Origin of the sequence: Marinomonas lutimaris (assembly GCF_019426345.1) — a bacterium.
Classification (GTDB): domain Bacteria; phylum Pseudomonadota; class Gammaproteobacteria; order Pseudomonadales; family Marinomonadaceae; genus Marinomonas; species Marinomonas lutimaris.
On the sequence record NZ_JAHLLW010000019.1, the window covers coordinates 15,769 to 37,789 of the forward strand.

The window sequence follows — 22,021 nt, forward strand, 5'->3', positions numbered from 1 at the left end:
CCAGAATCCGCCAACTTTCACGATTAAGGAAAAGAAATGAGCAACAACGTAGATTTAAACAACCGCCCCGATTACGACCAAGTCATCCAAGATATCGCAGACTATGTACTGAATTTTAAAGTGGAAAGCCAAGAAGCTCTCGATACCGCTCGTAATTGTTTAATGGACACCCTGGGATGTGGCTTACTCGCCCTGCGCTTCCCAGAATGTACCAAGCACCTTGGCCCCATTGTACAAGGCACAGTGGTGCCCAACGGCGCTCGCGTGCCAGGTACGTCTTTATCGCTCGATCCAGTGAAAGCCGCGTGGGACATTGGTTGCATCATTCGTTGGTTGGATTACAACGACACTTGGTTGGCGGCGGAATGGGGACATCCATCTGATAATTTAGGCGGTATTTTGGCCGTCGCCGATCACCTTTCACAAGTTAGATTATCGAACGGCGAAAGCCCGATGACCATGCGTGAAGTATTAGAAGCCATGGTAATGGCCCATGAAATTCAAGGCGTTATTGCCCTAGAAAACTCGTTTAACCGTGTGGGTTTATGTCACGTGTTATTAGTGCGCGTAGCCTCTGTGGCTGTGGTGACTAAAATGATGGGCGGCGACAGAGAACAAATCATGGCGGCGATTTCGCAAGCTTGGGTCGATGGCTCTGCTCTGCGTACTTATCGTCATGCGCCAAACGCTGGCTCACGTAAATCTTGGGCAGCGGGCGATGCGACCTCCCGCGCTGTTCGTTTGGCCGATATGTCAATGCGTGGCGAAATGGGCATTCCTGGTGTGCTTACCGCAGATCAGTGGGGCTTTTATGATGTATCTTTCTCGAAAACCAACAAAGACCAAGTCATCAAGCCCGAAGACAAACGTCAGTTTTCGTTCTCGCAAGACTTTCCACAATATTATGGCACCTACGTGATGGAAAACGTCTTGTTCAAGATCTCTTTCCCAGCCGAATTCCATGCTCAGACCGCTGCAGAAGCCGCAGTGATCTTGCATCCTTTAGTGAAAGATCGCTTGGCAGAGATCGATAAGATCGTGATTCGTACTCATGAATCCGCGATTCGTATTATTTCCAAATCCGGCCCATTGGCGAATGCCGCCGACCGTGACCACTGTTTGCAATACATGGCCGCTGTGCCATTGGCGTTTGGTAATTTGATTGCCGAACATTATGAAGATGACTTTCATGCGGCCAATCCAATCATCGATGAACTGCGTAACAAGATGGAAATCGTCGAAGACAAACGCTTCACCGCAGAATATTTAGAAGCGGATAAGCGTTCTATTGCTAATGCAATTCAAGTGTTTTTTAAAGATGGCAGCAGTACCGAAGAAGTGGTGGTGGAATACCCGGTCGGACACCGTCGCCGTCGCGAGGAAGGCATTCCTTTGTTAGAGCAGAAGTTTAAGAACAACTTGGCAACGCGTTTTCCAAACCGTCAGAGCCAAGCTATTTTCTCACTCTGTAAGGATCAAGCAGCTCTTGAAGGCACTGCTGTAAACCGCTTCATGGACTTATTTGTTATCGCGTAAATACTATTTATCTGTTTAAACAGATCCTAAAAAGCACTCATTTTTATGGGTGCTTTTGCATCTAACTCACAAGTCATACAAACCGTCCTTACTTATAGCCATTTATTACGATCAAAAACCAAGCAAAAGTTTGTAACTGCTTATTCTTACATGTATCTTTCACCGAAAATAAAAACAAACTTCCTAATAAGCCCCCCCTTTTATAAAAATGCCTGCAAGGATTCTTTGTTTTATGATTTCTGTTTTAAAAAAAGCCTCGTTACCAAAACAACTTAGTCTTGGTACATTTATTAGCATTCTCGTTATATTCACTTTGGTTGTTTTTATTATTGATCGGTTATTTAGCTATCAAATCAATAATATAGTCAGTAGCCATCAACAAAAAGAAGCCGCTCTTGTGGCCGAGCAGCTTGAAAGTAAATATCAGCTTTTGAGCAAAACCGCTGATCGTTTTAGCCAAATTCTAGGAAACCAGCTTGAATCGATCACAATCGATAATGAGCGAACTACGCTGATCAATAATCAGCAACTCCCTACTCTAACGCTGAATAATCAAGTTATCGGTGACAACGCGAAATTTCTAACCGACTTTGCTCGTTCTGCGCAGCTTGAAGCAAGTCTATTAGTAAAAACAACTCGAGGTTTGGTAAGAGTTAGCACAACATTAAAAGACCAAAATGGCCGAATAGCCTCAGGCAGTTCCGTTGACTCGCCTAATGCAATCAAAGCCTTACAAAGCAATACGACACAAGTCGGTCAAACACAACTGTGGAATAAGAGTTACATCAGCCATTATGCAAATGTATCAGGTAAGCCAAACTTATTAATTGAACTGCTTATCCCTTACTCTGCTATTCTTGAATCATCTGCCAAATCTATTAATCAGATGCAATTTGGTAAAAGCGGTTACATTTATGTCACTGCGGCTGGGGATAATGAAGGAGATGTCCTTATTCACCCAAGCATGGCGGGAAAGAACCTCTATACAGCCTTCCCGCAGTTAAAAGATACCTTTAAGCAAATGTACCAAGCAGACAGCGGTATTGTATCTTATAGCCTACAAATTGCTGGTAAAGGCAACAAGGCACGCTCATCAAAAGCCGTTTTTCAACATGTAAAAGGCTGGAACTGGGTTGTGACTTTGAAATCCTATAACGATGAATATCAAGAAGAAATTCGAGGCATAATCTGGGATGTTGTCGGAATCTGCATGATCGCAGCCTTAGTACTAAGTCTTATGCTATGGGGATTCATCCGTTATTCATTAGCACCGTTAAAAGAAATTTCTTCTGCACTAGATCAATTAGGTAAAGGCAACCTGTCCTTCCGCTTCAAACACAAAAAAGACTCGGACAGTAAAAACGAAATTGATTTATTACAGAATGATTCCATACGCATGCGTGATAGCTTAATTTCGCTTGTAAATACTATTTTGCACTCCAGCCAAGAATTACTAAAATCGACAGAAGGTATTTCAAACGCCAATAATGATTTACGTATTAGTGCTAATAATAGTCAAGATTCTAGCGCTCAAGTGGGTTCAGCTATCACACAAATAGCCGCTTCTATTCAAGAAGTGGCTCAAAGCTCTAATCAGGTTTCAGAAGAATCGATTGCGGTGAGACAGCTTACGGAAGATGGCAACAACGCAGTCCAACAAGTTGAAAATACTGTTAGCGCACTTTCTTCGGCATTCAGCCAAGCATCGAACACAATTCAGGAAGTAGAAGAAAGTTCGAAGAACATTGGGGATGTTGTCACTGTCATCAGTAATATTGCTGAACAGACCAATTTGCTTGCCCTTAATGCCGCGATTGAAGCCGCACGAGCAGGTGAGCAAGGTCGTGGTTTTGCTGTCGTTGCCGATGAAGTACGTGTTCTTGCACAACGCACACAACAATCTACCGAAGAAATCCGTAAAGTAGTTGAACAACTACAAAGCAATAGCCGTTCTGCAGTGAATGATATGGAACAAGGGCGTAACCAGGTCAACAATAGCGTACAGCAAGCCAATTATGCTCATAGCCTTTTGGCAAAAATTTATCAGTCGATACAAAACGTTGAAATGGGCATAAACAATGTTGCCACTGCAACAGAAGAACAAAGTGTGGCCTCAACACAAATCAATCAAAACTCTGAAGAGCTTCAGCAGTCTGCTATTGCAACACTTGAACTTGCTAATATGTCACAGGAGCATAGCCAACACATTCGTGAATTGGCCTCTCAGCTACAAAAAGACTTGGCGATCTTTACTTTGAAAAAATAGACAGTTTTAAATAATCCTTCGTTGGCACTTCCTTGTGGTCACAGTATGATAATGCGACCACAAGGAAATTTTATTTATATGTCTGACAACCACCGCCATTGTTTTATTTTAAAGGGCTCGCCTAGCGAGGTTTTATCAGACTTTCTTCGTCTGTGTGAAAATTTCTCCACACCGCTTATTACTGCTCATGATGTGAGCCAATATGACGAGCTGCTCGTTCCATCGCTAAAAACAAAACAATTTAAAACCTGTTCTTTTAAACAAACCCGACAAGAACTCGGCAGTAGCTATGACGCAGTTTTAGTGGATTTAACTCAAGGAGTCTCAGCCAGTGCCCTAGCTATTGTATCGGGTACAGTTCGTGGCAATGGCCTTTTCGCTATTGTTTTACCAAACGAAGATTGGTTGAAAATGGCCGATCAAGAGCTATCTCGTTACTTGCCTTGGCCTTATGAGCCTGAACAAGTGACATCGCACTTTAAACATTACCTGCTCGATAAATTACAAGACGCGACATCACCTTTTAAATTATTACTCTCTGGCAAGAATAAAAAACACAGCGTAAATCCGTTACCGACTTTAAAACCAATAGAACCTAACGCGCAGCTAACCCAAGAGCAAGCTGAAGCTCAGTCGTGTTTATTTGCCGAACAGGCTAAATCTTATGTATTAATTGCACCAAGAGGTCGAGGCAAATCCACCTTATTGGGTGACAGTTTGGCTAAGCTGCTCAAAGCAGGAAAACGTGTGGCAATCACCGCGCCGAATCAAGAGGCGATTGTGAGTCTAAAGGCTCGCTTTGAACAAGTTATTGATCAAGATAAAATAACGCTGCCTTTTTTCGCACCTGATGTTCTGGTAAGCGACTCAACTCACTGGGATTTTCTCTTTATTGATGAAGCGTCAATGATTCCTTTACCTTTGCTCATGGCGCTAAATGAAAAAGCCGAGCATTGTCTTTTTAGTACTACAGACTATGGCTATGAAGGCGCTGGTAAGGGCTTCGGCATTCGCTTTTGCCACTACTTAGAATCACAGAAAACCACCAAAGCATTGACTCTGCAGCAGCTGACGTTAAGCCAACCCATTCGATGGGGGGGAAATGACCCACTCGAAAACTGGATCAATGATTGCTTCTTTTTAGCAACGCCTGAACCTAGCTCTGAAATATCAAATAGTGTTGATAAAGACATAATTAAGCAGACTGAATTTAAACAGCTTGCTGGAGCAGATTGGTTAGAGAACGCAAACTTGCTCGCCGATACTTTTCAACTATTGGTCAGTGCCCATTATCAAACCTCACCTGACAACTTGCGCTGGGTGTTAGACGATCCTTCTGTATCGACCTACATTTCTACCTTAGGAAACAAAACGCAAAGCGTTACCGTTATTACTGAAGAAGGCAACCTGCCAAACGCACTCTGCCAAGAAGTCATGCAAGGAAAACGTAGACCAAGAGGCCATTTAGTGCCGCAATCTCTGCTTGCTCACGAAGGCATCGAAAACGCTGGGCAGTACTGTTACTGGCGTATTAGCCGAATTGCGACCGAGCAAAGCCAACAAAATAAAGGTTTGGCTAGTCAACTACTTACGCATATAGAAAAAGAAGCCAATGACCATTGCGACTTTCTATGCACAAGTTTTGCAGCGACTCCCGATGTCGTATCATTTTGGCTAAAGAATGGTTACTTACCCATTCGTTTAGGAACAAGCAAAGACCAAGCCAGTGGCAGCTACTCTTTGATGATGGTAAAACCAATGACAGAACATGCGACTAAGTTAGCTGTCGCATGGCAGGCTCGTTTTATCGAACAATTTCTACTTAACTTGCTACTACAATATGCCGACTTATCCACCGATTTGGTTATGCTTATTTTAGGTCAAAAGCATTATCAACAAAACGAACTTCCAGCACTCGCTCAGCTGTCACAAAAAGATCTGCAAGATATAGCGCTATTTGTAGAGCATCATCGTCAACTTGACAGTATCCGCTCAGTTTTCCTCAAGGCGACACTGTCTCTTGCCTTAACTAGCAAGTTAACGTCTCACGACCCAACGCATCGACTATTAATAGAAGCCGCTTTAGGCCGTAATACCGATCAGACTCGCCAAAAAGCGCAATTATCTGGCAAAAAAGCCATGCACCAAACCTTCAAAAGACTTTTAGCACAAACTCTCAAGTAAAAATGGGTGATTAACCACCCATTAAGAATTTACCCATGTGTGTAATCCCCCCTATTAAATCACCAGCATAAAGTATTAAGCAAACCCACAAAATAAAATTATTGTTAAAAATCAATAATTTAATAAAAACATAAAGACTTGGCATAGATTGTGTAAACAGTATGGATAGCACCACCTGTTTTGCTTTGTCTGCCGCTGATGAAAAATCAGAAAAAATCAGGCTAAAAATCAGGTAAACAATAATAATTCAGTTTTTGGAGTCTTATAAAAATGAAAAAAATCAGCCTTGCTCTAACATCTTTAGCAGTTGCTCTTTCTGCTAGCACAGCGATTGCAAACTGTGATCCAGGTGAGCGTGTTGTCAAATTCAGCCACGTAACAGGTGGTACGACTCACCCTAAAGTGGTTGCAGCGAATAACTTCGCAGAACGTGTAAACAAAGAAATGAATGGTAAATTGTGTGTTGAGGTTTTCCCTAACTCCACGCTATTTGGTGATTCAAAAGAACTTGAAGCCTTACTTTTAGGCGACGTGCAACTGCTTGCTCCATCTCTTTCTAAGTTCGGTTCTTACACTGATAAATATGGCGTGTTTGACCTTCCTTTCATCTTTAAAGACATGGACCATGCTATCCGCTTCACCAAAACACCTGAAGGCAAAAAACTGCTTACCGAAATGGATGATTACGCAGGCTTTGTTGGTTTAGGTTACTGGATGTCTGGTATGAAATACTTTTCTGCCAACAAACCACTTTTGGTTCCTAGCGATGCCAAAGGGTTGAAATTCCGTGTACAAACGTCTGATGTTGCAAAACAAATGATCGCGGCGATGGGCGCGTCTCCTCAAGCAATGGCGTTCTCTGAAGTATACGGCGCCTTGCAAACTGGCGTTGTAGATGGTCAAGAAAACACTTGGTCAAACATCTACACGAAAAAATTCTACGAAGTTCAAGACAGCACAACCGATACTAACCATCAGTTGTTGGCTTACTTGTTCATGACGTCTTCTGAATTCTTAAAGAGCTTATCTCCGGAAGACCGCGCTCAATTCACTCAAATTGCGGATGAAGTTACACAAGAAGCTAACTTGAGTGTTAAAGCTGCGGAAGAAGAAAACCGTCAAAACATTCTTAAAGCTGGCGGTAAGATAAATACGCTTACTCCAGAGCAACGCAAAGAATGGGTCGACACAATGAAGCCTGTTTGGAAGCAATTTGAAAGCTACATCGGTAAAGATTTGATTAACGCTGCTGCTGGCGCGTAATCCATTTTTATCCCGCAGTGAGCTGATCTTAACGGGTCAGCTCTTGTGGTTTTATCCTGTGCTTTCTTGATCCGCAATCTCTCTTCTGCGATTGACCCTAGAACCTACAAGACTCGCCACAAAGCTGCACTTTAACTTGTTCTGGTCCACTTAGTTAAGGAGACCCCCATGGCACATTGGCCGCATCTTTACTTACTTATTTTTATTATTGTTCTTTGGCTATTAGAGAAACGCTTCCCCAAAGTCATGGAACGAGCTGAAGAAAACCTACTGATCATCGTTATTTCCTCCATCATGGCGGTATCGTTCGGACAGGTTATTGCTCGTTATGGGTTTAACACTGGTTGGGACGCTGCGCTTGAATTCAATACAGTCGCCTTCTCTTGGTTGATTCTATTAGGCATGAGTTACGGTATCAAAACGGGCCTTCACCTGGGCGTCGACATTGTTCTCAATGCCGTACCAAAACGCATCACCAAAGCCTTGTCTTTATTCGGTGCTGCAGCGGCCATGCTTTACGGACTTATCCTTCTCGACTCTACTTGGTTGGCAATGCTTGGAGTAGACGTTAGCGGTGGTGCAATCGAATACTGGCTGAAGATGTTCAAAATTGGCATAGGTTCAGAAGAACTTCGTTACCCTGAATTTGTACAAGAAATGTTTGGTTTACGCCCTCGCGTTCACCGCTGGATTGTTCTTGTTATCCTGCCAATCAGCTTGGCTCTACTTTCTTATCGTTCTTTGCAAGCATTCATCGATATTGCCCGCGGTAAACGCGACATGTTGATCAGTGGCCATGAGGCACAAGATCTTGTTAAAGAAAACCAAAACGTCTTGAAAGACTAGCGCAGGAGCGTCATTGTGGAATCACTTATTCTATTTTCATTGGTAATCGTCCTGCTATTTGTCGGTTTACCCGTTGGTATTTGTTTGGGCTTGTCGTCCATACTATTTATTACCTTTTTCTCACACGACTCTTTGTCGTCTGTGGCTATTTCTCTGTTTGGGGCTGGTCAGCATTATACTTTGTTGGCTATCCCGTTTTTCATCATTGCATCGTCCTACATGTCGACTGGCGGCGTAGCGAAGCGTTTGATTAACTTTGCGATTGCCAGTGTTGGTCACTTCCGTGGTGGCTTGGCAATGGCATCGGTATTGGCTTGTATGATGTTCGCCGCCTTATCTGGATCTTCTCCAGCAACGGTTGTGGCTATCGGCACTATTGCCATTGCTGGTATGACTCAAGTGGGTTACTCAAAAGAATTTGCAGCAGGTATCATTGCCAACGCAGGTACTTTGGGGATTTTGATTCCGCCTTCTATCGTAATGGTGGTGTATGCCGCATCCGTTGACGTGTCTGTTGGTCGTATGTTCTTGGCGGGGGTTATCCCGGGCTTGATGGCTGGTGGTATGTTGATGTTAGCAATTTATGTGGTTGCACGTATCAAAAAACTACCCGCTGAAGAATGGAAAGGCTTTGGCAACTTAGTTCGTGGTGGTAAAGAAGCAGGCTGGGGCTTGTTCCTTGTCGTGATCATCATGGGTGGTATTTATGGTGGTGTATTCACGCCAACAGAAGCCGCTGTTGTCGCTGCTGTTTACTCTATGTTTATCGCTTTGTTTGTTTACCGCGACATGGGTCCATTAAAAGGCAAAACATGGACGAACGACAACGATGCTCCGCACGCTCGTGTTGGTTTTAACGGTACGGTTTATGGCGTGTCTTTCTTCCTAGTATGGGAAATCATGTCATTCTTTATCTTCGCAGACAGCGAAACGGTGACTGGTGGTGATCGCGCACTTTGGGGTGCGATTATGTCCGTTGTCTTGGCTATTTTCTATGTTTATAAGCGCTCTAGCAAAATAGAAGAATCTGTCGGTGCTTGTTTGGCTGCTGGCGTACCTATTTGGGGCCGTAATTTGTCCATGATGCTACGTGGCTTTTTCCCTTCTTTGTTTGGTGAAGAATCTCGTAAGGTAATGCTTGAAGGCACAAAAACAACCATCATGCTGATGTTTATCATCGCCAACGCATTGTTGTTTGCTCACACCTTATCTGCTGAACGCATTCCACAAATGATCACTGAGTGGATGCTTGGTGTTGGTTTTAACTGGTTCACTTTCCTCATCGCAGTAAATATCTTATTGTTGATCGGCGGTCAGTTCATGGAACCATCTGGTCTATTGGTTATTGTAGCGCCAGTGGTATTCCCGATTGCCATGGAGCTAGGGGTTGATCCAATTCACCTTGGTATCATCATGGTCGTAAACATGGAAATCGGTATGATCACACCGCCAATTGGTTTAAACCTGTTTGTTACATCCGGTATTACAGGTATGAGCTTGGCCCGTGTAGTGAAAGCCGCTATGCCGTTTGTATTGGTATTAATGGTGTTCTTGGTGATGGTAACTTACATTCCTGCACTATCTACTGCGTTACCGTACAGCATCATGGGGCCAGAAATCGTTCAATAACAATTTCTACCTCAATACAGAAAATCAAGTTTAGCGCCCCTCGGGGCGTTTTTTTTGCGTTGTTAACTATAAAGAGCGCTATAAAAAACGTGATAAAGAATGCACGATAGATAAATTAGACGCTCAATATCCCCCCATAATATTGGGGTGAACATTGAGCGACTAAGGATAGGGAAAGCAGGATTTAACAGACAATCAGATAGGTCGAGGTATTACTAAGTTATTCGCCTTCGAAATCATTTATCTTCAAAGTGACCTGCCGTCGCAAAGACACCACCTTGGTAAAGCAACACAGGATCATCTGTAGGTAAAAGGGGATCATTGCGCAATACCTCCTCTTCAAAATCAGCCGAAGAATCTTTCGGCTGCCATCCGATAAAGTTAGCATGGCTATTATCCCACCATGACCAAGGGTTATCAGACGCACCGTAAATAATCGTACAGCCCAGTCGATTTACTGCGTATACTTTTTTTATCAACCCAGCCAGATCACCTTCACTTAACCAAGTTGATAACATGCGACGATTCACTGGTTTCGGCAAACAGCTGCCAATTCGAACCAAGGCAGATTCAATTCCGAACTTATCAAAGTGATATTGAGCGATTAATTCACCGAAGCCTTTTGAAACACCATATAAGCTATCAGGGCGCATTGGGCTTTTATCATCCAAACGCTCTTCACGAGAATGAAAGCCAACAAGATGATTTGAACTAGCAAAAACAATCCGCTTCACGCCCTGCTGACGAGCCGCTTCATAAATATGGTAAACGCCTTTGAGGTTACCATTCATGATACTTTCAAAGGTCCCCTCAACAGACACACCACCTAGATGAATAATGCCATCACAACCTTTTACAAGCTCTAAAACTGACTCCAAATCCCCTAAATCGCAAGCCACAAAAGACTCGCCTTTATTTAAATCCTTGATCGGCACGATATCGGACAACACAAGCTCTTCGGCCCAGCCTGCTAACGCTTTTCGCATTGCCGAGCCAAGAGTGCCAGCGGCCCCCGTTAATAAAACACGTTTCATTGATAACTCCTCAACTCTTTGATCTTTAAAGACCATTAATCCAATTAGGTAAGGTCATAGATACTGCTGGAACAAAAGTCACTAGCATTAGGGCCGCTAAAATCGCCAAATAAAATGGCCAAATGGTTTTAACCGCTTTTTGGATCGACACACCACCAATCGCACAGCCGACGAATAGACATCCACCAACCGGAGGCGTACATAGCCCTAATCCTAAATTCATCATCAACATCACACCAAAGTGAATAGGATCCATGCCAAGGCCAAGCGCGACAGGTAAAAAGATAGGTGTACAGATTAAAATCAGTGCTGCCATGTCCATTATCATGCCCAGTAAAAGCAGGATAAGATTCATCATCAGCAAGATAACAATAGGATTATCAGAAATAGACGTCAGTGTTGTCGCCAGCACTTTTGGCACTTCATACAAGGCCAACATGTAACCAAATGCAGATGCACAGCCGACTAGAATCATGACCAGCCCTGTTGTTCTTACAGAGCGCACCACGGCAATCCAAAAGTCTCTAAGACTTAAAGATCGATACACAAATCCTGTAATAATAATGGCGTATATCGCACCAATAGCACCGGATTCGGTAACCGTAAACACACCAGACAATGCGCCACCAACCACGATAATTGCCGTAATTAAACCTGGGAAAGAAGCTAAAAAAGCAAAGAAGATCACCTTATAACCCGCAAATTCTTCGGTTGGAAAATTCTTACGAATCGCAATCCAACGCGCCACCAACCCCAAGAAAAAGCACATCAAAATCCCAGGTATAACACCAGCCATAAATAAGCTAGCAACCGACATTCCACCACCAGCGGCTACAACATACAAAATCATATTGTGACTTGGCGGAATCATAATGCCAGCAATCGAAGAAGTGACCGTTACGTTAACAGCATAATCATCATCGTAACCTTTCTCTTTCATCACTGGGATTAACAAAGACCCTAATGCAGAAACATCCGCAACAGCAGAACCAGAAATGCCACCAAACAACATGCTTGAGAACACATTCACCTGACCTAAACCACCACGCATCCAGCCGACAGCCGAGGAAGCAAGACGAATCAAACGCGCCGCAATACCGCCATGCAACATTAGCTCACCGGCAAAAATAAAAAACGGAATCGCAAGCAAAGAAAAGGTAGAGGTTCCAGCTACAATACGCTGAAAGCCAATCATTAAAGGCAAGCCTTCATACCAAAAAGCCGAGATAGCAGCCATCCCTAAAGCAAACGCGACAGGAACACCAATGAAAGTTAGTAATGCAAACAAACCAAGTAAAATAGCCAGTCCCATGTTACTGATCCCCTTTTACGTTAGAAGAAAGTGAATCAGTCGTCTCAGACTCAGGTTCTACAATAAACAACGCCACCACACCAATGACGACTCGATAACCTGAAAATAGCGATATCAAAACACCACACGCGACAACAGGAAAATAGCGGATTCCATCCGAGATACCTAACAAGGGTACTTTTCGGAACCATGCAAAATCGACCAGCTCTTTTCCATAAATTGCCATGGTGATACCAAACGTCAGCAATGACAGATCAATAACAATGTTGAGTAATTGATTGGCACGTTTTGGCACACATAAAGATAGGATGTCGACACTTAAATGGGTGCGCTCATGAATCCCCACCGCCGCCGCTAAAAACGTGATATTGGTTACCAGCAACAATGCCATTTGCTCTACCCAAGTTGGCGTGTCATTCAATACATAACGACCAAATACCAACCAACCAAATGACGCAACAAGAATCACCATAAAAACGCCAGAAAGAACAGTCGCTAAATAAGCCAACACATCAAGAAAGGTTTTTACGGGAGTCTGCTTAGAATAGAAAGAATTCATCGACTTACTCATTTTATAAAACCATCAAACTGGACTTATCCACTATTCAATAGCAGATAAGTCCTCCTAGAAAATTACAATTATTGAGTGTTCTGGATTTGTTCGATAAAGCTTTTTAATGATGGATTGTCTTTTACCGCTTTGGCATAAACAGGTTTCATTGCATCTTGGAATGCCGATTTGTCTTTGATTTCGTTAAACTTCACACCAGCAGCCAACACTTTTTCACGACTTGCAGCATCTCCTTCAGCCCACAACTTACGCTGTAAAACAGAGCTTTCACGCGCAGCCGCTTTGACAGCCTTTTGATCAGCAGCAGATAAGCTATTCCACGCCTTTACGTTGACACACAAACATTCAGGAAGAATTAGATGTTCAGTCAAAGAATAGTATTGAGCTACTTCATAATGGTTACTTGTGTCATAAGATGGCCAGTTATTTTCAGCGCCATCAACGACGCCAGTTTTTAATGACTGATAGACTTCTGAATAAGCCATTGGCGTCGCATTACCACCTAACGCCTCAACCATGCCGACATATAATTCATTATTCATGACACGAAATTTTTCACCCTTCATATCAGCAGGCGTTTGAATCGGCTTGACCGTGTTATAAAAAGAACGAGCGCCGCCGTCATACCAAGCTAAAGAAATAATGCCTTGTTTCGCCATCGCATCACTTAATTGATCGCCAACTGGGCCATCCATAACACGATGCATATGATCAAGATTCTTAAAAATAAAGGGTAAAGAGACGACGTTTACTTCTGGAACCGCATCGCCCATTGGACCTAAGTTAAAACCAGCAAATTGCAATCCGCCAACTTGTAACATCTGAATGGCATCGGACTGACTACCAAGCACACCACCATTGTATACTCGACCACTGACTCGGCCATCAGTAACCTTGTTGGCTTCTTTAATGAAGGATTCCATAGCTACCGTAACAGGGTAGCCAGCATTATGAATATTCCACCCTTTCCACTCAGCTTGAGCCACAGAAGAAAAGGTAAAAGCGGATACTGCCGTGGCAAGAGCCAAGGTAGTAGTGAGAGTTTTTGTGTGAAGCGTTTTTATCATTATTATGTCTCCAGGTTTTATTTTTTATTGTTCGCTTATCTGAACTTCAAGAAAATGATGAATCTAAAGAAACGTCATTTCAAAAAAAATGCATCAGATTAACTTTTTTATTTGTAACACAGAGCAGTATAGACAAACAACAGTCATACTATGAATATTTTTTAAACAGCGCCACTTTACAAGCCATCACATTTAGTAAATAGTCATCGATTACCGTGAAATATTAGTCACTATTAGAAATATTGCGATGCAGCAACATAAAAAAATAGGCCTTAAAACCATGCCACCAACAACAAAAATAAAAAAAAGCTTACCGCAACAAACCGCCGAAAAACTGCGCAAACGCATATTAAATCAAGGGATGAAAGTGGGTGATAAGTTACCGACTGAACCAAACCTAATGATAGAATTTAGCGTCAGTCGAACTGTATTACGCGAAGCCATTGCCACCTTAAAAGCAGAGGGATTAGTTCAGGCAAAACAAGGTGTTGGAGTATTTATAGCAGAACCCAAAACCACCTTACCTTTGCAACTAAGACAAAGTACTCGAACACTTACTGACACCATAGAATCACTGGAGTTAAGGGCCGCCGTAGAAGTTGAAGCAGTAGCTCTAGCTGTCGCACGTTGCTCTCTCGCACAAGAAGCCGATATATATCGTTGTTACGACGCCTACGAGAAAAAAGTACAAGGTGGCGAGAGTGCGGAACAAGAAGATTTTGAGTTCCATCTATCCATTGCAAGAGCCACCAACAACCAACATTTCATCGACTTTTTAGAAGAGCTAGGAAGGCGCACGATTCCTCGCGCCAGACTAAGAGAAGAAGCCGGACTACCTCGCGATCCTGAGATAGATAAATCACTCAATAACGAGCACAAAGCGATTCTTGACGCCATTGTGGCGCGCGATGCCAAAGCAGCTCAACAAGCCGTCCGTGATCATCTTTATAACGGCTGCGAGCGTTATCGAAAATTAATGCGCGATATTGAACGAACTAAGTCATAGTATGACTTAATATTTTCGAGTAATGACATTTGCCACAACACCAACACCACTTACACTTTCTTTTCTCTAAAATCACATCATTGTTTATTTTATGACTTCACGCAGCAACGTATTTTTGTTTTGATGAGAGTAGACCCTTTATACTTCCATCAATAAGGATTATATGATGCTAAAAAAGCGCTTACTACAGGCCTTAACCCTCGTTCCTTTACTGGCCGTTAGTCAATTCAGCATAGCAGAGCAAGCCGCTGATGCTGTGGCGCCAGAAGAAGCAAGTGGCACAGAAAAAAAGAGCTTGGCTCACGCTCAGAAATTTATGGTCGCAACCGCCAATCCAGAAGCTAGTAAAGCAGGTTATGATGTTCTAAAAGCGGGAGGCTCTGCTATTGACGCACTGGTTGCCGTACAAATGGTACTTGGCTTAGTAGAACCTCAATCATCTGGTTTAGGCGGTGGCGCTTTCGTAGTTTATTACGATGCTGCAAACCAAAAACTCACTACCTTTGATGGCCGCGAAACCGCTCCTCAAGAAGCTACACCAGAACTTTTCCAAGACGAAAATGGTGAACCACTTTCTTTTTATGATGCCGTTGTGGGCGGTCGCTCTGTCGGCACTCCAGGTACTGTCAAATTAATGGGAGAGCTGCACGACCGCTATGGCACCATGCCATGGGAGGATTTATTAGAACCAGCCACACAGCTTGCACAAGAAGGCTTTATTGTTTCCCCTCGCTTGGCAGATGCAATCAAAGGTAGCGCGGAGCGATTGTCTCGTTATCCAGAGACTAAAGCCTACTTTTTTAACCTTGATGGCACGCCGCTTGAAGCTGGCAGCCGCTTACAAAACACCCAGTACTATGAAACGTTGCGCTTTCTGGCTACCTACGGAGCAGACGAGTTTTATACTGGACAAATTGCCAAGAAAATTGTCTCTCAGGTACGTGGAGCAATAGATAACCCTGGCGTTTTATCAGAGCAAGACTTACTCAGCTATCGTGTAAAAGAGCGCGCTCCGGTGTGCTTACCTTACAAAGAGTACGATATCTGCGGCATGGGTCCACCAAGTTCAGGCGCTTTAACCGTTGGACAAATCCTTGGTATTACCGAGCAATTTGATCTAGCGTCCTTAGGCGCGAATTCACCTGAAGCGTGGCAAATTATAGGCGATGCTTCTCGCCTTGCCTTTGCTGATCGTGGTCGTTACATCGCCGATACCGACTTTGTACCTATGCCACAAGGTTTATTAGATAAACCTTATTTGGCAGAGCGAGCAAAACTTATAACCAAGGGCAAAGCACTTGAAAATGCTGAACCCGGCGAGCCTGAGTGGCGTCATCCGATTAAACAAGCCGACGATATGGCCATCGAATTACCCTCCACTAGTCATATTTCTATTGTCGATAAAGACGGCAATGCCGTTTCTGTTACTACCACAATCGAAAATGGCTTCGGCTCAAACCTCATGAGCAATGGCTTTTTGCTCAATAACGAACTAACTGATTTCTCCTTCAAATCACATCAAGATGGCTATCCGATTGCCAACCGTGTAGAGCCGGGCAAGCGCCCTCGTTCCTCGATGTCTCCAACGATAGTGATGAAAAATAATAAACCGTATTTAGTGGTTGGTTCACCGGGTGGTTCTCGCATTATCGGCTACGTGGCAAAAACACTGATTGCTCATCTTGAATGGGGCATGGATATTCAACAAGCCATTAACTTGCCAAATATGCTTAACCGTTTTGGAACCTATGACCTTGAAAAAGGCACCGAGGCAGAAACCTACGCAAAAGCCCTAACAGACATGGGCTTTAAAGTATCTGTGCAGGATTTGAATTCCGGAGTACAAGGTATTGTTGTCGAAAAAGACGGCTTACTGGGTGGCGCTGACCCAAGACGAGAAGGCTTGGTATTAGGAGATTAACAAATAACGGGAAACGAAAGGGCATTAGCCGGCCTAGCTCTTTTCTTCCGCAATAGACAGACGATAGCAGTCTCGCCCCGATTCTTTAGCTTCATACAGGGCGAGATCTGCATATTTAAAAGCATTTTCAATAGTGCTTTTATGGTAATTGATATTAATGGAAGCCCCGATACTCACACTAAAAGAGACAGAGATATTGTTATGCTTTACTACAATATCCCTTGTACGCTGACAAATATTTTCTGCCAACATCTCGGCAGAGTCTGCATCCATGTTAGGCACAAATATCGCAAACTCTTCACCACCAAGACGGCCAATAATACTGCCATTTGGCGCCTTTTCGCGCAAAACTTCAGCAAATTGCTCTAGAACCTTATCACCACAAAGGTGACCATATCTGTCATTAATACCTTTAAATACATCCATGTCGAGCACAAAAAAAGCATACTCAGTGTCACGATTTAACTTAGTCCCAAGCCAATCCTCTATTTGTTTATAAAAGAATCTACGATTGCAAACAGACGTCAAATCGTCCACCTTCGCCAAGCGACTCATCTCATTTTCCAAAATATCCAGTTGATAAAACATACCAACCAGATGCCAAGAAAGAAGAGGAGCAAGAAAAATAGGAATGATTGACGCACGAAAAATATCCTCAAAAAATGAGGTTTGGAAATTAAACAGTGCAGATATAAGAAGATTGCCAGCAGACGCTAAAATTATAGCCAAAATAGTAATAACACAAACCAGTCTCACCCGTCCAAGTTTTTGGAGCCGACCTCTCATACTTATCCTCCTCAGCAAAGAGTGTTCCGATTACGCAGTAAGCAAAACGATAGACTGCCAGATTAACCTTAACGCCATTACGGTTAACACTATATTAAAAATTCGATGAAAGTGACGATCTGGCATACGTTTTAGCACTTTAAGACCAACCCAAGTACCAATCGCACCACTGATAATCATACAAAACAATAAAGGCAACCAAGACTCTAACGGAAACCCTGCGACCTGAAATACCGTAATTTTCAACACATGCTGTAAGGACATCGCCGTGGCGAAAGTCGCCACCGTGCGAAAACGATCCACATGAATTTGCTTAACAAAGGCTGCGACTAAAGGACCAGTTGCGCCTGCAAAAAGCGTAATAAAGGTCGTGATAGCGCCGGCAAATGCAGTTCCCCAATGACCCAATACCATTTTAGGAAGCTTCGGCCCCCAACATAAATATAAGATAAATAACGCAATCGTTAGATACATTATAGCTGGAGGCAGAGAAACTAAGACAAAACTGCCAATAAAAGCCCCTAGCATTGCTCCGGGCAAAAATGCACCTATCAACCTCCAATCAATATGTCGCCAACTCATCGCTGCGCGTCCAGCATTTGACCCTAACTGCGCCACGCCATGCAGTGGAATAATAAGCTGCGGTGGCAACACTTGCGCCATGACACCTAACAACATCACACCACCGCCAGCGCCAAAACTCGCAGTAAAAAAAGACGTTAATCCAGACACAACAACAAGGAGAATAAATATATGCGCAGAGACTTGGTCAAAAAGCAGTACAAAAAAGTTCATATAATCGAAAGGGAATCAAAAGGAGTGAAGTCGGCAGAATAGCAAAATAGGCCGCCGAAATCTCAACAGGCCCATTACTATTCGTGATACAGAGAATTACTGTTTATAGATATCCTTATCAAGATCATACTTACGCATCTTGTCGTAAAGTGTTTTACGCGGCAAACCAAGCGCATCCATAGTGTCTTTAATCGAGCCTTTCTGACGCAGCAGCTCTTGCTCTAATAAAGTCTTTTCAAAACGCTCTAACTGCTCAGGGAGAGTCATAACGCCTGGGTTATTTTCATTGATAATGATTTGATCAAACTCAAACGAACCCGCCTCGCCCATTAGGACATAACGCTCAGCAAGGTTACGTAGCTCACGCACGTTCCCCGGCCAATCGTAACTCAACAAGCTGTGCATTCGCGCCGCCGACAGTGGCTCAGACTCGCGCTTATATTGTGCAATCGCCACCAAACAAAAATGCTGCCACAGCAAAGAAATGTCGTCTTTTCGCTCCCTTAGTGGCGGAATATCTACTCGCACCACGTTGAGTCGATAATACAAATCTTCGCGGAATGTGCCGCCTTCGCTTAGTTGTTTTAGGTCAACCTTGGTCGCGGCAAGAATACGTAAATCCAAATCAATTGCCGTATTGGAACCCAAACGCTCTAAGCGTCGTTCTTCCAACACTCGCAACAAGCGAATTTGCATCGACATCGGCATGCTTTCAATTTCATCTAAAAAGAGTGTGCCACCGTTGGCATGCTCAAGCTTACCGATACGTTGTGTCTTGGCATCGGTAAAAGCACCTTTTTCATGACCAAATAATTCAGACTCCATTATAGAATCCGGCACAGCGCCGCAGTTAATCGCCACAAAAGCATGACCTCGGCGAGAACTATGCTCATGAATGTAACGCGCCACTAGCTCTTTACCTGTGCCTGTTTCCCCTTGAATAAGAATATCCGCGCCGGTATCCGCCACGTGCAACAACGCCTGACGCAAACGATGAATACCCGGCGTATTACCAATAATTCTAGGGCCTGGGGCGTTTTGCGCCGCCAATTCCAGACGTAGATTACGGTTCTCTAAGGTTAAATGACGTTTTTCAGACGCCCGACGTACCACTTCAAGAAAGTCTTCATTGGAAAACGGCTTTTCAATAAAATCATAAGCGCCATCACGAATGGCGCTCACCGCCATGCTGATATCACCATGGCCAGTTATTAGAATAAAAGGGATTTCCGCATCAATTTTTTTAACTTCTTCGAATAACTCTAAACCACTTTTACCGGGCAAATTGATATCACTGACAATCACGCCAGACCAATCCAAAGACAACTTTTCCACCACGCCTTGAGCCGATGCAAACTCAGCGACCACAAAATCTTCAAGCTGTAATGTCTGAGAAATCGCCATACGAACCGCTTGCTCGTCGTCAATTAATATTACTTGCTTGCTGTCCGGCATTAGATTTCCTCTTTAGAATCTTTAGAAAGAGATTGAGATAATTGGTGATTGAAACGAGGTAGCCTAACACAAAATTCAGCACCGCCAGACTCTCGATTTTGCGCGCTAATTTGACCGCCCATTGCCTCAACAATACGCTGACTAATCGACAAGCCTAGCCCTAATCCCAGTCCTGAAGATTTAGAAGTAAAAAAAGGCTCGAAAAGGTGTCGAATGGCTTCATCACTCAAACCGTCACCTGAATCTTGGACACAAATAACCACTTGGCTTTCCGTAGAGCTTTGCTCGATACAGACACGTCGAGGATTATCTGATGCTTCTAAAATCGCATCGGCGGCGTTGGCTAATAAGTTCACCAACACTTGCTCCAAAAAGACCATATCACCGTTTACAATAAAGCCTTGATCCTCTGTCACTACCAACTCTATACCCACTTCCTTGTAACGTGGACTCATGATTTTTAGCGCGCCCATAATGGCGGTTTGCACGGCAATCGGGCCTTGATGCACATCACCTTTACGAGCAAAAACTTTGAAGCGAGCGATAATGTCGCCCATGTGATGACCCAACTGACTAATATGCTGCAAGTTGGTATGGGCTTGTTCGTATTGGCCACGATCCAGAAACTTCAACCCATTTCCCGCGAAAGCACGAATTGCGGTCAAAGGTTGGTTCAGCTCATGATTCAGACCTGCGGTTAGCTGCCCTAACACGGCCAATTTTGCTGTTTGTATCAATTCTCGTTGCGTGCCTTTATGCTCTTCAATTTCATGACGAAGACGAGTGTTAGCACCTTGTAGTTCAAACGTTCGCTCTTTAACACGTTCTTCAAGCTCAATACGCGCTTGAGTTATATCTTGTTCGTAGCGCTTACGCTCGGTCATGTCATGAAAAGTCACCAAATAACTCAAGCGATTCGGCAGCTGCATCTTACATAAGGTCATTTCCACTGGAACCGTTTGATCGGAATAACATAAGCGCCCTTCTCGCGTCAGCACTTTAATACCCAAATCATTCGCGGCTTCCAAAAAATCATTCTGAGCCAACAAGGCTGATGTATCTTGCTCATCGGGTTGAAATAAAACGCCCAAAGGTTGGCCCACCAAAGGTGCTAACGGCTGACCGAGTAATTTTTCAACCGCGGGATTAAAGGATTCTATTTTGTGATTTTCATCCAAGGTAACCAAACCCGCTTGTGTGTTTTGAATCACTTCACGAATATAGGCTTGATTATGGCGCGTCATCTCATTGGCATCATAACGCTCCCTCAACATTCGTCTGCGCAACATGGCCATCCCCAAGAGCAAAACGGTGATGGTCACACCACCGGCAAAAATGGTACGCCATAAGGAAATTTCTTCGTTAATGGTTTTTAAAGGCGCAAGGATGGAAATTTGAAAGCCTAATAACCGAATCGGACGACTCATTTTCAAAAACGACAACCGCTGCAATTCTTCTGAGCCATCTATAACGGTATTTTCTAATACATCGACAATTTGCGATTTTTCATCAAAAGGCTTTTGATAAACAATGGCTAACTTTTCGATGGCTTTGCCAAAATAACGCTGAGAATCGGCAATACGTTGCAATTCCGTATGAGACAACTCACCCAAGACTCGATACAGCCAGTTAGCACGCGAGCTACTAAACACAATACCATCGGGGTCGAGTAACAAAAATTCATAATGCTGATTGGCAAAGCGTTTTTCGAATTGCGTCAAATCCACTTTTACAACCGCAATACCAATAATCGAGTCGCCTTCATAGACAGGATATGAAAAATAATAACCACGACGATTCGACGTTGTACCAAGCGCATAATAGCGGCCCGGTTGGCCTTGAATAGCATCTTTAAAGTAAGGGCGAAAGGCAAAGTTACGGCCAACAAAACTGGCTGTTTCACGATAGTTAGACGCGGCTATGGTTAATCCGTCGGTGTTTAAAATATAACTGTCCGAGGCTTCGGTAATACGGTTGATTTGCTCAAGCTCGCGATTAAGCTGATTAATGTCCGATTCAAAACCATCTCGTAGGGCTTTTTTCACTCGGTCATTCGATGCCAATAAGGTCGGCATATGTTGGTACTTGGCAATCGCACTTTCTAGCACACTAGCAAGCTGATTTAACTGCTCAAAAGAATCAATACGCAGGGCTTTGATCTGTTGATTCCGTAGGGCTTCACCGCCTTTCCAAATCAATAAAACCACCACAATAAAAACGCCAAGATACAGCCAAATTAACTGCTTAGATGAAAAAAGCCATCTCATGCTAAAACCGTACTTTTCTTTCAATGCGCTCACCTAAAATGCCTTGTTGTTATTATCGCAATACTTTAATTATCAGCTTAAAA

16 protein-coding genes are annotated in these 22,021 nt (G+C 43.5%); 8 read left to right on the forward strand and 8 right to left on the reverse strand.

Translation table 11 applies throughout. From position 1 onward, the window contains the following. Nucleotides 1-36: 36 nt before the first annotated feature. The 6 genes from prpD to KPL72_RS17285 all read left to right on the forward strand — a co-directional run bounded on the left by prpD (nucleotide 37) and on the right by KPL72_RS17285 (nucleotide 9,724). A complete protein-coding gene (gene prpD, locus KPL72_RS17260) occupies nucleotides 37-1,536 on the forward strand; it encodes a 2-methylcitrate dehydratase (RefSeq protein WP_219703860.1) in 1,500 nt (499 codons plus the stop codon). A 232-nt stretch (nucleotides 1,537-1,768) separates the two neighbouring features. Then, nucleotides 1,769-3,802, forward strand: coding sequence for a methyl-accepting chemotaxis protein (locus KPL72_RS17265; protein ID WP_219703861.1), 2,034 nt, complete (start codon nucleotides 1,769-1,771; stop codon nucleotides 3,800-3,802). Between the two features lie 78 nt (nucleotides 3,803-3,880). After that, on the forward strand, nucleotides 3,881-5,986 hold the full coding sequence (locus KPL72_RS17270) for a tRNA(Met) cytidine acetyltransferase TmcA (protein ID WP_219703862.1): 2,106 nt from the start codon (nucleotides 3,881-3,883) through the stop codon (nucleotides 5,984-5,986). 270 nt (nucleotides 5,987-6,256) lie between these two features. Then, nucleotides 6,257-7,249 (forward strand): TRAP transporter substrate-binding protein, encoded by a 993-nt coding sequence (locus tag KPL72_RS17275; protein WP_212917781.1) that lies wholly within the window; start codon nucleotides 6,257-6,259, stop codon nucleotides 7,247-7,249. A 168-nt stretch (nucleotides 7,250-7,417) separates the two neighbouring features. Beyond that, entirely contained in the window at nucleotides 7,418-8,095 is a 678-nt protein-coding gene (locus tag KPL72_RS17280) for a TRAP transporter small permease (RefSeq protein WP_212917780.1), read from the forward strand. Nucleotides 8,096-8,110: 15 nt separating this feature from the next. Beyond that, nucleotides 8,111-9,724 (forward strand): TRAP transporter large permease, encoded by a 1,614-nt coding sequence (locus tag KPL72_RS17285; protein ID WP_219703863.1) that lies wholly within the window; start codon nucleotides 8,111-8,113, stop codon nucleotides 9,722-9,724. Nucleotides 9,725-9,960: 236 nt separating this feature from the next. Here the strand turns inward: KPL72_RS17285 and KPL72_RS17290 are convergent, their stop codons facing one another. The 4 genes from KPL72_RS17290 to KPL72_RS17305 all read right to left on the reverse strand — a co-directional run bounded on the left by KPL72_RS17290 (nucleotide 9,961) and on the right by KPL72_RS17305 (nucleotide 13,708). Then, nucleotides 9,961-10,758: an NAD-dependent epimerase/dehydratase family protein gene (locus tag KPL72_RS17290; RefSeq protein WP_219703864.1), complete on the reverse strand. Its 798-nt coding sequence runs from the start codon at nucleotides 10,756-10,758 to the stop codon at nucleotides 9,961-9,963. A 25-nt stretch (nucleotides 10,759-10,783) separates the two neighbouring features. After that, on the reverse strand, nucleotides 10,784-12,070 hold the full coding sequence (locus KPL72_RS17295; protein WP_212917777.1) for a TRAP transporter large permease: 1,287 nt from the start codon (nucleotides 12,068-12,070) through the stop codon (nucleotides 10,784-10,786). Nucleotide 12,071: 1 nt separating this feature from the next. Next, entirely contained in the window at nucleotides 12,072-12,629 is a 558-nt protein-coding gene (locus KPL72_RS17300) for a TRAP transporter small permease (protein ID WP_212917776.1), read from the reverse strand. Nucleotides 12,630-12,709: 80 nt separating this feature from the next. Then, nucleotides 12,710-13,708 carry a TRAP transporter substrate-binding protein gene (locus tag KPL72_RS17305; protein WP_212917775.1) on the reverse strand — a complete coding sequence of 333 codons (999 nt, stop codon included), beginning with the start codon at nucleotides 13,706-13,708 and terminating at the stop codon, nucleotides 12,710-12,712. Nucleotides 13,709-13,955: 247 nt separating this feature from the next. Between KPL72_RS17305 and KPL72_RS17310 the strand changes: the two genes are divergently transcribed. After that, the gene (locus KPL72_RS17310; protein ID WP_249411695.1) at nucleotides 13,956-14,714 is read left to right on the forward strand and encodes a FadR/GntR family transcriptional regulator; all 759 of its coding nucleotides are present in this window, start codon (nucleotides 13,956-13,958) and stop codon (nucleotides 14,712-14,714) included. A gap of 166 nt (nucleotides 14,715-14,880) precedes the next feature. Further along, entirely contained in the window at nucleotides 14,881-16,635 is a 1,755-nt protein-coding gene (gene ggt / locus KPL72_RS17315; protein ID WP_249422320.1) for a gamma-glutamyltransferase, read from the forward strand. Between the two features lie 33 nt (nucleotides 16,636-16,668). Here ggt and KPL72_RS17320 read toward each other — a convergent pair whose 3' ends face one another. The 4 genes from KPL72_RS17320 to KPL72_RS17335 all read right to left on the reverse strand — a co-directional run bounded on the left by KPL72_RS17320 (nucleotide 16,669) and on the right by KPL72_RS17335 (nucleotide 21,971). Then, nucleotides 16,669-17,421, reverse strand: coding sequence for a GGDEF domain-containing protein (locus KPL72_RS17320; protein WP_219703866.1), 753 nt, complete (start codon nucleotides 17,419-17,421; stop codon nucleotides 16,669-16,671). A 30-nt stretch (nucleotides 17,422-17,451) separates the two neighbouring features. Continuing rightward, nucleotides 17,452-18,216, reverse strand: coding sequence for a sulfite exporter TauE/SafE family protein (locus KPL72_RS17325; protein WP_219703867.1), 765 nt, complete (start codon nucleotides 18,214-18,216; stop codon nucleotides 17,452-17,454). Between the two features lie 96 nt (nucleotides 18,217-18,312). Next, a complete protein-coding gene (locus KPL72_RS17330; protein WP_219703868.1) occupies nucleotides 18,313-19,671 on the reverse strand; it encodes a sigma-54-dependent transcriptional regulator in 1,359 nt (452 codons plus the stop codon). Continuing rightward, nucleotides 19,671-21,971, reverse strand: coding sequence for an ATP-binding protein (locus KPL72_RS17335; protein ID WP_219703869.1), 2,301 nt, complete (start codon nucleotides 21,969-21,971; stop codon nucleotides 19,671-19,673). The genes KPL72_RS17330 and KPL72_RS17335 overlap by 1 nt, the downstream gene beginning before the upstream one ends. Nucleotides 21,972-22,021 lie beyond the last annotated feature (50 nt).